The following is a 13,068-nucleotide window of genomic DNA, read 5'->3' as shown; positions in this document are numbered from 1 at the left end:
GGTTTTTTTTGTTTTTAAAATTGTGCTTTCTAATACATCTCTAAGTCTTACGCAGTCCAACCTTCCAACACTATCTTGCCATGCGCTTGTTGACTCTCTAGCATTTGATGCGCATGACGCACATGTTCAGCCGTGATAGCGCCAAGATTGTGAGCAACGGTGGTTTTGATCTCGCCTGCATCAATCATGTTGGCAACGTCCGTCAATAAACGATGCTGTTCAATCATATCTGGTGTCTGGAACATAGAGTGCGTAAACATAAATTCCCAATGTAGGCTCAGACATTTAGTTTTAAGCGCCTTAATGTCTAATGATTCAGGATCATCGATGAGTCCTAATTTACCTTGTGGCTTTAAGCATTTGATAATCTCTGCATAATGCTCATCAGTGTTGTTTAGACTGATGACATAATCTACTTCTCTGATACCTGTCTTCTGTAGCTCATCAAACAATGGGTTACGATGATTGATCACATGATCTGCGCCTAGACCCTTTAACCACTGTACACTCTCCTCTCGTGATGCCGTACCGATGACTGTGGCAGAGGTCCGTGTTTTTAATAGCTGCGTTAAAATAGAACCAACCCCGCCCGCTGCACCAATGACCAATACTGAAACGTCATTAGCACGCTCATCACTACCGTTTTTATCTGCCGAGCTGTTAGTAACAGGCACTTGCAGACGCTCAAACAACATCTCCCAAGCCGTGATTGTGGTGAGTGGTAATGCCGCTGCCTCAGCAAATGATAGCGATGCTGGCATGCGCCCAACGATGCGCTCATCAACTAGTTGATACTCAGCGTTGCTGCCTGAACGGGTCAGATCCCCCGCGTAATACACCTTGTCCCCGACTGAGAATAAGCTGACTTCTTCGCCAACCGCTGTCACGATGCCCGCGGCATCCCAACCAATCACTACATACTCACCCTCTGGTGCAGGACGTGATTGGCGGATCTTATAATCCACTGGATTTACGGATATGGCTTTGACCTCTACCAGAATGTCATGGCCTGTCGCAGTTGGCTTATCAAGGGTAATGTCTTGTAGCGCTTTTTCGTTATCGATGGCGAGATTGTCTTGATAGCCAATGGCTCTTATTGTCTGATTTTGCATTGTTTTTATTCCTAATAATAAATAAATTGAGTAGAGTCCTCACGCGAACAGTACCGAAATACATAGCGTTTAACAGGAGGCAATATATTTCTAATACAACGACTGTAACACCTTCTGTGTTTGGCGTTCTAGCTCTGCAATGGTGTCTTTATTTAACGCATCGGCATGCGGTTTTCCAAATTCGCCTCTGGCATCACCATGTGCGCCATCTTTGATATCGTTATCAAAGTATTTGCCCGTGTCGTCCGCGAACTCATCTGAGACAGCCAATGCTGTTAGGATATTTGCGCCTTTGTCTGCTGATGACCAATACTCACCATACGCTTCATCGACCATTTTGGTATTCAATAGCGACCCTGGGTTGACCGCAATCACGTTAATGTTATCGCTGGCAACCCTATCCGCTAAGTGCATACTCCACATCGTTAGTGCCAGCTTGCTTTGCGCATAGGCGGCTTTATCATCTAGACGCTCTTGTCCTATAAATGCCTTATATGATATTGGAACTTGAGCAGCCGAGCTTAGATTCACAATACGCGCTTTACTAGACTGCTTGAGTAAAGGTAGTAGCGCATTAGTCAATTCGTAAGGCGCAAGGTAATTGACCACAAAGCGTACATCTAGACCCTCTTTAGTCATTGCTGATGACGTGGTATAAATTCCTGCGTTATTTATCAATACATCCAGCGTTGGTAGTTTTTCGTTAATGTCTGCGGCCATCTTCAATACAGCGGTTAGGTCGGAGAAATCAGCGACAAACCCATCAATATGATCTACCGCGTCGCCTGTTGCCACTGCTTGGACTTCTGCAATGACACTGGCAAGTTTGTCAGCATCGCGGCCATGCAGGTAAACGTGATGTCCAGCTTCTGCCAAATGTAAAGCAGCCAACTTACCAATGCCGTCCGTGCTACCAGTGATTAAAATAGTTTTATTTTTACTCATGATCGCAACCATCCTTATTATTTGATTATTTAACTTATGGTTATCTTATTAGGTACACGCTACATTTTATCCGCCGTCATGATATCCATTGTTATCAAAGTGTTGTACTTCATACCGCTACTACTGATCATTTTTCAGTATTATTTTTAAAATAGCGAACGCTCTATCTAACTGTTTACTATATGAAAATCATAAAGATAGCCAATGTCGACTGCCTATCTATGGGCATCTATATATATAAAGATATGATGGACAAAAAAACGCTAGTAAGTGAGTACTTACTAGCGTTTAAATAACGGCTTAAGTGCCTTTTACGAGTTGTCTGTCCAAATCTTCAGTTAGCGTCAACTATCGCAGATCATCAATGACAGCCAGCATAGCAATGAGCGAAGCCTCCCCTAGCTGCATAGAACGCTCCGGTGACCACCCTTTCTCTTCATCAGGCAAATTATCATTGTCCTTGAACGGCATCTCTAACGTATTGGCCAGACAATCAAAACGCTCAGCGACCCAGTTGGTTGCAAGTGTCATATTTGCCTTACCTGGAGCGTCAACGTCATAGCCGATCTCCGTCTGAAAGTCTGCACTGGCGAGTGTCAATACCTCTGAGAACCGATCACGAAGATGTGCCAGACGCTCATTGTAACTTGGCGTGCCTTGAGAGCCAGCAAGGAATACATAAGGTAGTGCCTCGTCACCATGCACATCATAAAACAGATCAACGCCCGTCTCTTCCATCTTCTTGATCACATAAAACACTTCAGGGCTTTTGTCTAAACTTGGATTTGCCCATTCGCGATTCAGATTGGTTCCGGCAGCATTCGTACGTAGATGCCCGCGCACACTACCATCGGGATTCATATTGGGTACGATATAGAAATTGGCTTTGTCCAATAACTGTCTACTTGTTGCGTTATCGCTGTCTAGCAAGCTATACAGCAAACCTTCAACCAGCCACTCAGCCATCGTTTCACCAGGGTGTTGACGCGCTGTGATCCAGATATTGCGTTTATTAGCATCACCGTCACCGATTTTTACCAGAGTCAAATCACGCTTGTCGAGGGTGTCACCTAAATGTTCTAGAGTAACTAACGGGTGCGTCTGGACGGCGGCCAATAAGTCTTGATGACGCTCATAGCTATAAGGGGCAAAATAAGCAATTTGGATGGTTTCGCACTCTAACGCTGCTACGATGGTCAATGTGCCCTCCTTATAAGAAGTTGGCAGACGAAACCAATGTTGACGATCATAAGACGCTACTGCTTGGTAACCCTCCCACCCTTCTACATAAGACGCCTCTCCTGCATTGATAATGTTGAGAACATACTCTTCTCCAACCTCACCTGAGAGGCGAAAGTTAAACCACTGAAAAAATTCTTCACCAACGTCCGGACGAATAGCCAGTTGAATGTTTTTGTTATCATCTACAGTGATAACCTCAATGTTACCGGCGTCGAAATTGTCCGTAATATGCATAATGGCTCCTTATCTCATTATTATGATCGTACTCTATCGGTTTGTTATAAGCTGATGGTTTTACCTCAACACTTATTTTGCTAGCGTCTATAACCGTTACACTTAATTGGTCATGGTACAATTCTTTTCAAGTCAAAAGCTTGCTAAGCTGACGGTACTAGCGCCCTATGTCTAAAAACACTAGGATATTACACCCACTATTGCTCAGTCAGATTGCTTCTCATACCATCAAACATTTATATCCCCACAACAAAATAACGGCCTTACATTAGCAAGGCCGTCATCAGCTATACAATCCATTTAGAAAGAGTAATCGGTCCATAACATTCTGACGTCGCGCTCAGGGTCATTAACCGCTTCAGAGTCTACATCGAATCTCATGGTTGTTCGATCTGTAAGCTTATAGTTATCCCAGCTCACCTGCCCAGTACGAGCAAACTCAATCCAGTTTTGGTGTATGGTATTGGCAAGTTTTTGCGGTGGCTCATCGCCAACGAAATTTTTGGCTTGCTCGCTACCGAGCGCGTTAAAGGTAAAAGGCACATCCACAAAGTGTGCCGCGCCTAGCCGTCCATCGAATGCTGGTGACAACCACGAAAAGTTATAATGCCATACTTTATTACCGTTTTTGATTAAATGCTCAGCAAAGCTATCGCCAACAGACTTGTCGCTATTGGTAGGTGCATATACCTTAAGTGGCTTACCATTCAATGATAAGTCATTTAGCAATTGAGATCTTTGTGTAGAGGTAATCTTATCAATAGCACCTCCTGGTACAGAGTAAAGCCTTGCCTCTTGATCGGTACTACCGACAATCACTGGATTGACATACTCCCACACTTTCGAGAAGCTCAAGTGGGGGATTCTAAAAGCAAATGCTCTTAGGCGACTTTCTCACGAAGGTCACTTGTTTTCTGTTTCAACGGGCGACCTTTACCGCATCCTCCCTCCGCAGACAACACGGCATGTCCTGCCGCTAATATATTACGAGCCGCATTAAAATCAGCGTTCGCAACATACCTACATTTGACGCATTCAAATTTGGACTGAGTTTGTCTGTTTTCCTTGGCGATATGCTTGCATTGAGAGCAGGTCTGGCTAGTGTATCGTGGGTTTACCTTAATCAGTAACCCTCCGCGCCATTGCTGCTTGTACTCAAGCATATTGACCAGCATGCCCCAGCCTTGATCTAGGATGGATTTGTTTAATCCTGACTTGGCTTTGACCTGACGACCTTTATTCTCCACCGACCCGCTGGCTGATTTCGACATATTAGCGACCTTTAAATCCTCACAAGCGATCATGGCGTGGCTTTTGCTGATACTGGTGGTGATTTTATGTAAGTAGTCATGGCGAATATTGGCAATGTGGCTGTGGAGCTTTTGAATCTTGCGGTTTTGCTTTTTCCAGTTCTCACTGAATTTTACTTTCTTTGCTAGCCCTCGTTGCAGTTTGGCAAGTTTGAGTTGATTAGTTTTAAAGCTGTTTTTAGGTTTGATGACATCACCGTTTGAGGTGGTCAGTAGTTTGCTGATACCCATATCCAAGCCAATGGCGCTTTTAGAGGGGTGGCGAGGGTTCTCAGTCAATTCACGTTCTGTGCCAAACGACACGTACCAATGCCCCGATTTCTTGCTGATGGTGATGTTTTTAATCGTGCCAGTAATGTCTTGCGATTTTCTAAACCTCACCAGACCAATGCCATTAGGCAGTTTTACTCGATTGCCCTCAATACGGCAGTATTTATCAAACTGCACCAAGCGAATTGAGTCGCAGCCATCGGATTTGCGCTTAAATTGTGGCATCAATGGTCGTCGTTGAATCTCTGTGCCATCAGCCAGTTTAAAAAACTTGGGTTTGCGAGGTTTCTTTTTATTTTCTTTTAATCTGGCATGTGCTTTAGGATCAAAGAAACGTGACCAAGCCGATGCCAGATCACGTACTTTTTGTTGTAAAGACACCGCGTTTGAGCTGCTTTTTAAGAACTCGAAATTAGGGTTGTTCTTTAAACCTATAATTTTGTTAACAAGGTTGGTGGCATTGATAAACTCATCTTTAGCAAACATCTCAAATGAGATCGCTAGCATTTGATTCCAAACAAAACGTGCAGAGCCGACAAGATTATTTAAAATAATCTCCTGCTCTGCATTAGGCTCAAGCCTAAATTTGTACGCTTTGTTGATTTTCATAAATGCTTTCTTTATTAATGAGTGTGTGTTTGGTCGCGTTCCTATTTTACAAGCGCTTGTGGTGATACGCCATTAGATATTATTAAACAGTATATTCAGAATCAGCGATGCTAGCCAGTGATGCGAAATTCACTTCCACCCTAGTGTCGGGTGGAGGTGAATTTCGCTTTTTTGGTAGATGCATCTGCATATTTTATCAGGTCTTTCATTGGTGATTCTTTGATGATATCACCATCGTTCACAGGCAAAAACGCCGTACCACCCCAAGACATCATGCCCCACTCGTCTCTATCTTTTACTGTTTTGCCAATATTAATCACTTCAGAGACCAAATCGTCAAGTGGTACCTGAGAGATATCGGTCGTCGTAGGTGCTACCCCAAGCGCTTCAGCAAAAAGTGTACTGACTCGACTCGGTAGTTTACCGTGACAACAATCGTGTCGTTTTTTGCAAAGCTAGTACCGTTATAGGCTTCCTCGCCTGCATCTGCTCGTAAGGCTGCGGTGCTTTAAATCTAAGCGCTTTTGTGAAAGGATTATGTGCATAAGGAATACCGTAAAAGGTAGTAACGCCATTATCTGCTTTGCCTTTTAACTCACCTTGAGAAACAGTAATGTTCATTTCTTCCCCTTCATTATTTGCAGCAAATGCAGAAACCATACTAACACTCAACAGTACAACGCCTACCTTTTGACACACCCTACTTACCCTGTTACTCATCATGGCTGCTACTCCCTTTTTATTTTATGTCGATTGCCTACCTGCTATCTTCTGAATAACCATCAAAACAGCGACTTTCCTCTAGGGCGTGTCTTCATTTTAAAAATGGTAATAAAAATGAGATAAATTGCCGTCAAACAAGGAAAATAGTGTAGATAATATCGAGATATTAACCAGCTATTTGACGCGGTTTGACAAAATTTAGCCATTTTTAGTCCATTTAGATGACCATCGATTGAATTGAAGACACGCCCTAGAATAATACTGTTTTCTTGTGCAGGTTTTTATGAGACAAACGTAAGGGTTTTATCGTTTGCGAGTCCGTTCTGATGAGACGATAAGAGTCATACTCGCAACTTTTGAGAGACTACCACTATACATTACTGAGAAAACGCAGAACTGCTGTATCAACATTTAGCCAAACTGAAAAGCCGATAACTGCGTTTTAAGCACTTGCTCGGAGTAAATTTTGGCGCCTTTATCATTACCTGCCGCACCTGCTATCACCATCAGCGGCAGTAAATGCTCCTCTGCCCCTAATGGATGTGAGTCAAGCGCGTGAGGCGCCATCGACCAGTCTCTAAGCGCTACATCTCGCTGCTCTGAGTCAGATTCAATCGTTTGGGTCAACCAGTCATCGAAAATCTCTGATGGCGCTGTAAAATGCGCATCACCGTAGCCCCTCATATTATGAAAGCTCATACCGCTTCCGATGATTAATACGCCTTCTTGACGTAATGCCTGCAGTGCTTGACCTGCCGCCAGATGCGCTTTTGGGTCTAGATCATTACGCAGTGACAGTTGTACTACTGGAATATCCGCCTCGGCGAACATCACCTTTAGCGGTATAAAGACCCCGTGATCCAAACCGCGTGACGCATCTTGTTGGTGCTGTATACCTGCTCCGTCCAACAGCTTACTAACTTGATCGGCGAGTACAGGGTCACCTGATACAGGATAAGTCAGCTGATACGTATGATCAGGAAAACCATAGTAATCATAAATGAGATCAGGCGCTATGCTCGTAGTAATTGTAAACTCAGGCACCTGCCAGTGCGCGCTAATGATTAAGATAGCCTTTGGACGCTCCGGAAGTCGAGTATGAATACCTGTCAAAAAGTTTGCCATACTATCCCATGTGTTCGTAGGCTGCCAGTCCATAAAAAAACAAGGTCCGGCACCATGCGGTATAAATAGGACAGGCTGAGTAACTGTCTGGCCAGATGAATGTGCTGTCATAATTCTCTCCTTGTCCTATTCATTAAAGGTGACTGTTAATAGTAGGTCGTTTTATATTTACTGGCTTTGGTTTTTACTGACTTTTATCTGTACTGATTACGATTACAGGTAAGCTCTTAAACATAACTGTCAAAAGGTGATCTCTAAAGCCAACTATGACGCGCGTCCTAGCTTTGCTGCTAATACTTTGTCCATACTAAAGGAGCCACCACCTTGTACGGCCAAAGACAGTAAGGCAACCATCAAGGTCAATGCATACTCGTAGCCACCGTTAGCAGAAAATAGCCCATTGCTGATGTGGACAGAAAAAATCGCCACTAGCATTGTGAATGCAGAGACCAGTGCAGCAGGTCGTGTGAGTAACCCGAGTACTAGAGCGAGTCCACCGAAAAACTCAGCGCCGCCAGCCAATATGGCCAGCAGCAACCCAGGCTCCATGCCCATACTGCTCAGCCACTGTGCCGTTCCTGCCAGCCCATTGCCATCAAACCAGCCAAAGAGCTTTTGGGCACCGTGCGCCATCAAGATTATGCCGACAGGTACACGAAGAATTAGGGCAGCAACCCCAGTTTTAGAGGTCAATATTGTATTTAGTAGCGATGATTTCATTGGTGCTTACTCCATAACGTATTAGTGCGATAAGTGATTTAATATTGGTATAAACATACTTTACTATCGTCGCTATAAAAGAGTAAGCCCACTTATATTGAATGATTATCAACACAGCGTTTATAGTTGGCCTGGTATTAGGATGTATAAAAAACATGGGGAAGGATATTGATGTGATGTGATGTGATGTGTGTACGTGTAGTGATGCTTAGAAGACCTCTAGCGAGACTAGAGTTGGTAGCTTAAGACTGTAAGATGATAGCTTATCGGTGTTCAATGACAAGCTATCACCGCACTACTTGAACGCTTAAGGCAACAAAAGCAATAAAGACAAAAAGAACAACCATACTGATATAGGAGCATCTAAATTACGTGTTGTCTGCGAGCACCATGATGGGCTGCCCATACTCAACACCCTGCCCACTTTCAACCAAGATTGCCGTGACAATACCACTCTTATCACTTACAACTGGTAGCAAACGGGTCAACTCATCAATAAAGCAAACGGTTTGACCTTTTTGAATATGGTCGCCTTCTTTAATAAGATCATCTGTTGTAGCGTCCTCACTTAAATAGACCTGCCCCACATAGGTCGCACAGACTTGCCTTATTTTACTGTTTGGTTTGTTGGGCTTAACAGTAGCGCTAGTAACATCGTTAATAGCTATATGACTTGGCTTACTTGGCACTTTTAGAGTATTGACCACTCTAATGGACTGATCACCATCAGCAATAGTGACTTCGTGCAATTGACTATTTTCAACCAATGTGACCACACGCGCTATTTGCTCTATATCCATAATAGATTCCTTTACTTAATGTTTAACTGAGACCGAGATATTTAGTAGGCAGAGATAGTGATACCTTTGAGTTCTAGTTGTTTCTTGATTTCTTGTGCAAATAAAATAGCGTGTTCGCCATCACCATGTAAGCAAATACTTTGCGCCTCTACTGGTACGGTCTGACCACAGACACTGGTGACCGTCCCTGTAGTAATCATCTGTAACACATGTTTGACCGCATCATCTGTGTCAGTTATCAGGGCATTGTCTTTGCTACGAGAGACCAATGAGCCGTCTTTTTCATAGTTTCTATCGGCAAATACTTCTGATATGGCTTCTAAACCATGTTTTTTGGCTGATTTGACCAAATAGCCACCGGACAAACCCATGACCTTTAGGCTTGGATCAAATCGTTTGATTTCACTCACCAAGATATCGGATAAGTCTTCAGCAATAGCGGCTTGGTTGTACAACGCACCATGCGGTTTTACGTAGTCCAAAGTCACGCTGACCAAATCACAGAGCGCTTTGGTTGCACCCAACTGGTATGCTAACAAAGCACGATAATCGGCTTCGCTTAACGGCTCATGAATACGGCCAAAGTTTTCTCTATCGTTTAGACCAGGATGTGCGCCTACGCTCACGTTGTTTTCTTTTGCCAACTGCAACGTTGCTAGCATCTCGCTGTAAGAACCAGCATGAAGACCGCAGCAGACATTCGCTGAGCTAACTATCGTTAATAATTTATCGTCTTGCCCGCAGCCTTCCGCCACATCAGCATTTAAATCAATTTTCATTGGCATACTCCTTTATTTGATCGATATAGTGTTGTCTGTTTTGCTGTTCCTTTAACGCTTGCTCTAATGACACAACGACGAACTGACAGGTTTTGCCAAATCTGATCTGTGCCATTAGGCCTATGTCTGCGCGGATGACAGTCGCGATTTTGGGATAGCCGCCAGTCGTTTGACCGTCTGCCATTAGCACAATAGGTTGGCCTTGTGGCGGTACTTGAATCATGCCAATATCAACACCGTGTGAACTCATCTCTATAGGCTTACTACATTCAAGTGCGGTTGCCCCTTGGAAGCGATAGCCCATACGGTTACTACTGGTTTGTAGTTTCCAAGGCTGTGTTTCAAAGGCTTGTTGAGACGACTCAGTGAAGCAATCATACTCGCTACTCTTTATCACTCTAATAATATCGGTTGGTACAATGCGGGCAACGCCAATCACAGGTAGGCTTGATTCGGTTTTTACTGTTAAGGTGTCATCGGCTTTTAGGTACCTGCCCTCAAATCCGCCAAATTCTGCTTTGAGATTGGTGCTAACCGACTGCAATACTGGCTCAATATCAAAGCCACCATGCACACATAGGTAGGTATACATGCCTTGTAGCGGTCGCAACAGCTTAAGCGTTTGCCCTGCTGTCGCATTGATACGCCAATAACAGGGAATACGCTTGTCGTCTAGATAGGCTTCGTATAAAGCACCTATTAAGCAAAAGCTGACGTTTTCTTCAAACTGTATGGTCAGCGCGCCAAGCGCTATTTCAATAGCAGGCTCGTTTAGCTCATTTTTTATCAAAGCATTGCCAGCTTGTAGCGCCCAGTTATCCATTGCGCCGTTTCTACCCACGCCCATGCTTCGGTAACCTACTCGACCCGAATCCTGAATGCTGGCAAGGGCACTCGCGGTTAAAATTTTCATCGATACCACCTGTCTATATATCTTTTGAATTTATGTGGCTTTTATTTACCGCTTATTGATGAATATCAATCGCGGTAAAGGTCAAGGTATCACCAGCGTTCAGCAACGTTGGCACAGACTTGGTCAAGTCAAATAAAGCAGTATCCGTCTGACCTAGTAACTGCCAACCGCCTGGAGACTCAAAAGGATAAACCCCTGTTTGCTCGCCGCCTATACCAACTGAGCCTGCTGGCACTTGGGTCCTAGGTATGGCATGTCTTGGGAAATACAGCGAGTCAGATAAGCCGCCAAGATAAGGAAACCCTGGCTGAAAACCGATAAAATAAACGGTATAAGTGGCTTTGGTGTGCAGCTCAACAACGTCTTCGACTGAGAGATCTAGACTATCTGCCATGGCTGCCAGGTCGGGGCCGTATTTACCACCGTAGTGCACTGGTATCTCGACATGCTTACCATCAATAGTTTTGGAAGGGATGTCATTAAGTAGCGCTGATATTTTGTCTTTAAAATAATTCAGCTCAGCCCATGTCAATGGCACAGTAAATACACTAAGCGTATTCATCCCAATCACCACTTCGACGACTTCTGGCATTTTTTGGATACTGTCTGATAGCGCCCAGCATTTTTGCTGTTTTTCTAAGGTGGTTGGTTTAGGAAAAAACAACGCGAGGTTGGTCTCACTGCATATTTGCCATTGTAGTTCCATTAGCACGTTCTCCATTATTTTTATCTGCTATAGTCAAATCATCTATAAATTGTATACGGTGTCAGGCTCGATTAGTCTACGACTTGTAGTACTTTCACTCACCTTCCTTCCAAATTATATTGGACCGACTGTATCCTGATTCTGACGCTTCTGATGCTAATGTCAGATTTGGTTTTCATTTTTGTGGGCAATACCTGATTTTATATATTGTCTTGTATCCACTGTTCTAAATAATGGATGCTCATTAGACCTGTGCAGAACACTTCATCTTCAAAGAGTCGTTGATGCAAACCAATATTGGTATCAATACCGGTGATTTGCGCTTCTAATAATGCCGCACGCATTTTTTCTATCGCTTGTTCTCTTGAGCGGTCATGTACGCATATCTTAGCAATCAAACTGTCATAAGAGGGCGGCACGGTGTAGTTAGATTCAGCATGACTATCTACTCTGATGCCAAACCCTGCTGGCATGTGGCAGTAGTCTATGCGCCCCGCATTGGGCAAAAACGTCTGCGCGTTTTCAGCATTGATACGACACTCAAAAGCGTGTCCAGTCATGGCAATATCGCTTTGCTTGTGAGCAAGCGTGAGCCCTGCCGCTACTCTGATCTGCTCTTGGACAATATCAATACCCGTCACCATCTCAGTGATAGTGTGCTCGACTTGCACACGAGTATTCATCTCGATAAAGAAGAACTCGTCATTTTCGTATAGAAACTCAAACGTGCCTGCGCCTCTATATTGCATTTGTTCGCAAGCGGTCACACATGACTGCCCTATTTGCTCACGCTGTGCTTCTGTAATGCCGGGAGCTGGCGCTTCTTCTATGACTTTTTGATGGCGACGCTGCATTGAGCAATCGCGCTCGCCCAAATACAGTGCATTGCCGTGAGTATCGGATAGAACTTGCACCTCAATATGACGAGGGGCTTGTAAGTACTTCTCCAAGTAAACGATGGAACTGCCAAAGTTGGCTTTGGCTTCTGTTTGGGTCATAGCAATAGCAGACAACAAATCAGACTCTTTTTCGACCACGCGCATACCACGTCCGCCGCCACCACTTGCCGCCTTAATAATGACTGGATAACCCGCGTCACTGGCAATCTTAATAACCTCATCTGAATCGGTAGGCAACGCGCCGTCAGAACCAGGTACACAAGGCACGCCTGCCATCGTCATTTGTTTTTTTGCTTCGACTTTGTCGCCCATGTTTCTGATATTGTCAGCCGTTGGGCCGATAAATACGAGACCTGAGTCTTCAACCAAAGCGGCAAAATCCGCATTTTCGGACAAAAACCCATAGCCTGGATGTATGGCTTGCGCGTTGGTCAGCTTGGCAGCTGAAACAATCGCTCTTTGATTCAGATAGCTATGAGTGGCACTAGCAGGACCGATGCATACTTTTTCATCTGCCAAACGTACAGGTAGCGAACCTTTGTCCGACTCAGAGTGAGCAATGACTGACTGAATACCCAGCTGCTTACAAGCGCGAATGATACGTAGCGCAATCTCACCACGATTGGCAATCAAAATTTTTGTGAACATATTTATTTCCCTAAAAATATAGTATCAAATACA

At 44.1% G+C, this 13,068-nt stretch carries 15 protein-coding genes; 1 reads left to right on the top strand and 14 read right to left on the bottom strand.

Going from position 1 to position 13,068, the window contains the following annotated elements; genetic code table 11:
• Positions 1-47: 47 nt before the first annotated feature.
• The 5 genes from AC5JPY_RS01185 to AC5JPY_RS01165 all read right to left on the bottom strand — a co-directional run bounded on the left by AC5JPY_RS01185 (position 48) and on the right by AC5JPY_RS01165 (position 5,722).
• Positions 48-1,097, bottom strand: a complete 1,050-nt coding sequence (locus AC5JPY_RS01185; protein WP_493852713.1) for a zinc-binding alcohol dehydrogenase family protein — start codon at positions 1,095-1,097, stop codon at positions 48-50.
• A 105-nt stretch (positions 1,098-1,202) separates the two neighbouring features.
• The gene (locus AC5JPY_RS01180; RefSeq protein WP_493851825.1) at positions 1,203-2,057 is read right to left on the bottom strand and encodes an SDR family NAD(P)-dependent oxidoreductase; all 855 of its coding nucleotides are present in this window, start codon (positions 2,055-2,057) and stop codon (positions 1,203-1,205) included.
• Positions 2,058-2,405: 348 nt separating this feature from the next.
• On the bottom strand, positions 2,406-3,533 hold the full coding sequence (locus AC5JPY_RS01175; RefSeq protein ID WP_493851824.1) for a M14 family metallopeptidase: 1,128 nt from the start codon (positions 3,531-3,533) through the stop codon (positions 2,406-2,408).
• Positions 3,534-3,833: 300 nt separating this feature from the next.
• The gene (locus AC5JPY_RS01170) at positions 3,834-4,388 is read right to left on the bottom strand and encodes a carboxylesterase/lipase family protein (RefSeq protein ID WP_319051827.1); all 555 of its coding nucleotides are present in this window, start codon (positions 4,386-4,388) and stop codon (positions 3,834-3,836) included.
• Between the two features lie 26 nt (positions 4,389-4,414).
• Positions 4,415-5,722 (bottom strand): RNA-guided endonuclease InsQ/TnpB family protein, encoded by a 1,308-nt coding sequence (locus tag AC5JPY_RS01165; protein WP_493851823.1) that lies wholly within the window; start codon positions 5,720-5,722, stop codon positions 4,415-4,417.
• Positions 5,723-5,743: 21 nt separating this feature from the next.
• Here AC5JPY_RS01165 and AC5JPY_RS01160 point away from each other — a divergent pair, with 21 nt between their 5' ends.
• Positions 5,744-5,836 (top strand): transposase, encoded by a 93-nt coding sequence (locus AC5JPY_RS01160; protein ID WP_442967672.1) that lies wholly within the window; start codon positions 5,744-5,746, stop codon positions 5,834-5,836.
• Positions 5,837-5,862: 26 nt separating this feature from the next.
• On the opposite strand, the gene AC5JPY_RS01155 is transcribed toward AC5JPY_RS01160, so the two are convergent.
• The 9 genes from AC5JPY_RS01155 to accC form a co-directional block, all read right to left on the bottom strand.
• On the bottom strand, positions 5,863-6,042 hold the full coding sequence (locus AC5JPY_RS01155; protein ID WP_493851822.1) for a hypothetical protein: 180 nt from the start codon (positions 6,040-6,042) through the stop codon (positions 5,863-5,865).
• A 100-nt stretch (positions 6,043-6,142) separates the two neighbouring features.
• Complete coding sequence (locus AC5JPY_RS01150) at positions 6,143-6,445, bottom strand: carboxylesterase family protein (protein WP_493851821.1); 303 nt, start codon at positions 6,443-6,445, stop codon at positions 6,143-6,145.
• Between the two features lie 411 nt (positions 6,446-6,856).
• Complete coding sequence (locus AC5JPY_RS01145) at positions 6,857-7,681, bottom strand: DODA-type extradiol aromatic ring-opening family dioxygenase (RefSeq protein WP_493851820.1); 825 nt, start codon at positions 7,679-7,681, stop codon at positions 6,857-6,859.
• Between the two features lie 153 nt (positions 7,682-7,834).
• Positions 7,835-8,290 carry a DoxX family protein gene (locus AC5JPY_RS01140; RefSeq protein WP_493851819.1) on the bottom strand — a complete coding sequence of 152 codons (456 nt, stop codon included), beginning with the start codon at positions 8,288-8,290 and terminating at the stop codon, positions 7,835-7,837.
• 368 nt (positions 8,291-8,658) lie between these two features.
• Positions 8,659-9,090: an acetyl-CoA carboxylase biotin carboxyl carrier protein gene (locus AC5JPY_RS01135; protein WP_493851818.1), complete on the bottom strand. Its 432-nt coding sequence runs from the start codon at positions 9,088-9,090 to the stop codon at positions 8,659-8,661.
• Positions 9,091-9,131: 41 nt separating this feature from the next.
• A complete protein-coding gene (gene pxpA / locus AC5JPY_RS01130) occupies positions 9,132-9,869 on the bottom strand; it encodes a 5-oxoprolinase subunit PxpA (protein ID WP_493851817.1) in 738 nt (245 codons plus the stop codon).
• Positions 9,859-10,782: a 5-oxoprolinase subunit C family protein gene (locus AC5JPY_RS01125; RefSeq protein ID WP_493851816.1), complete on the bottom strand. Its 924-nt coding sequence runs from the start codon at positions 10,780-10,782 to the stop codon at positions 9,859-9,861. The genes pxpA and AC5JPY_RS01125 overlap by 11 nt, the downstream gene beginning before the upstream one ends.
• Before the next feature lie 52 nt (positions 10,783-10,834).
• Positions 10,835-11,488 carry a 5-oxoprolinase subunit PxpB gene (gene pxpB / locus AC5JPY_RS01120; protein ID WP_493851815.1) on the bottom strand — a complete coding sequence of 218 codons (654 nt, stop codon included), beginning with the start codon at positions 11,486-11,488 and terminating at the stop codon, positions 10,835-10,837.
• 200 nt (positions 11,489-11,688) lie between these two features.
• Positions 11,689-13,035 carry an acetyl-CoA carboxylase biotin carboxylase subunit gene (accC, locus tag AC5JPY_RS01115; RefSeq protein WP_493851814.1) on the bottom strand — a complete coding sequence of 449 codons (1,347 nt, stop codon included), beginning with the start codon at positions 13,033-13,035 and terminating at the stop codon, positions 11,689-11,691.
• Positions 13,036-13,068: the final 33 nt, after the last annotated feature.

The organism is Psychrobacter sp. H27 (assembly GCF_059072655.1).
The sequence above is the reverse complement of the archived record's forward strand: the minus strand, read 5'-3'. Positions and strand labels throughout refer to the sequence as shown.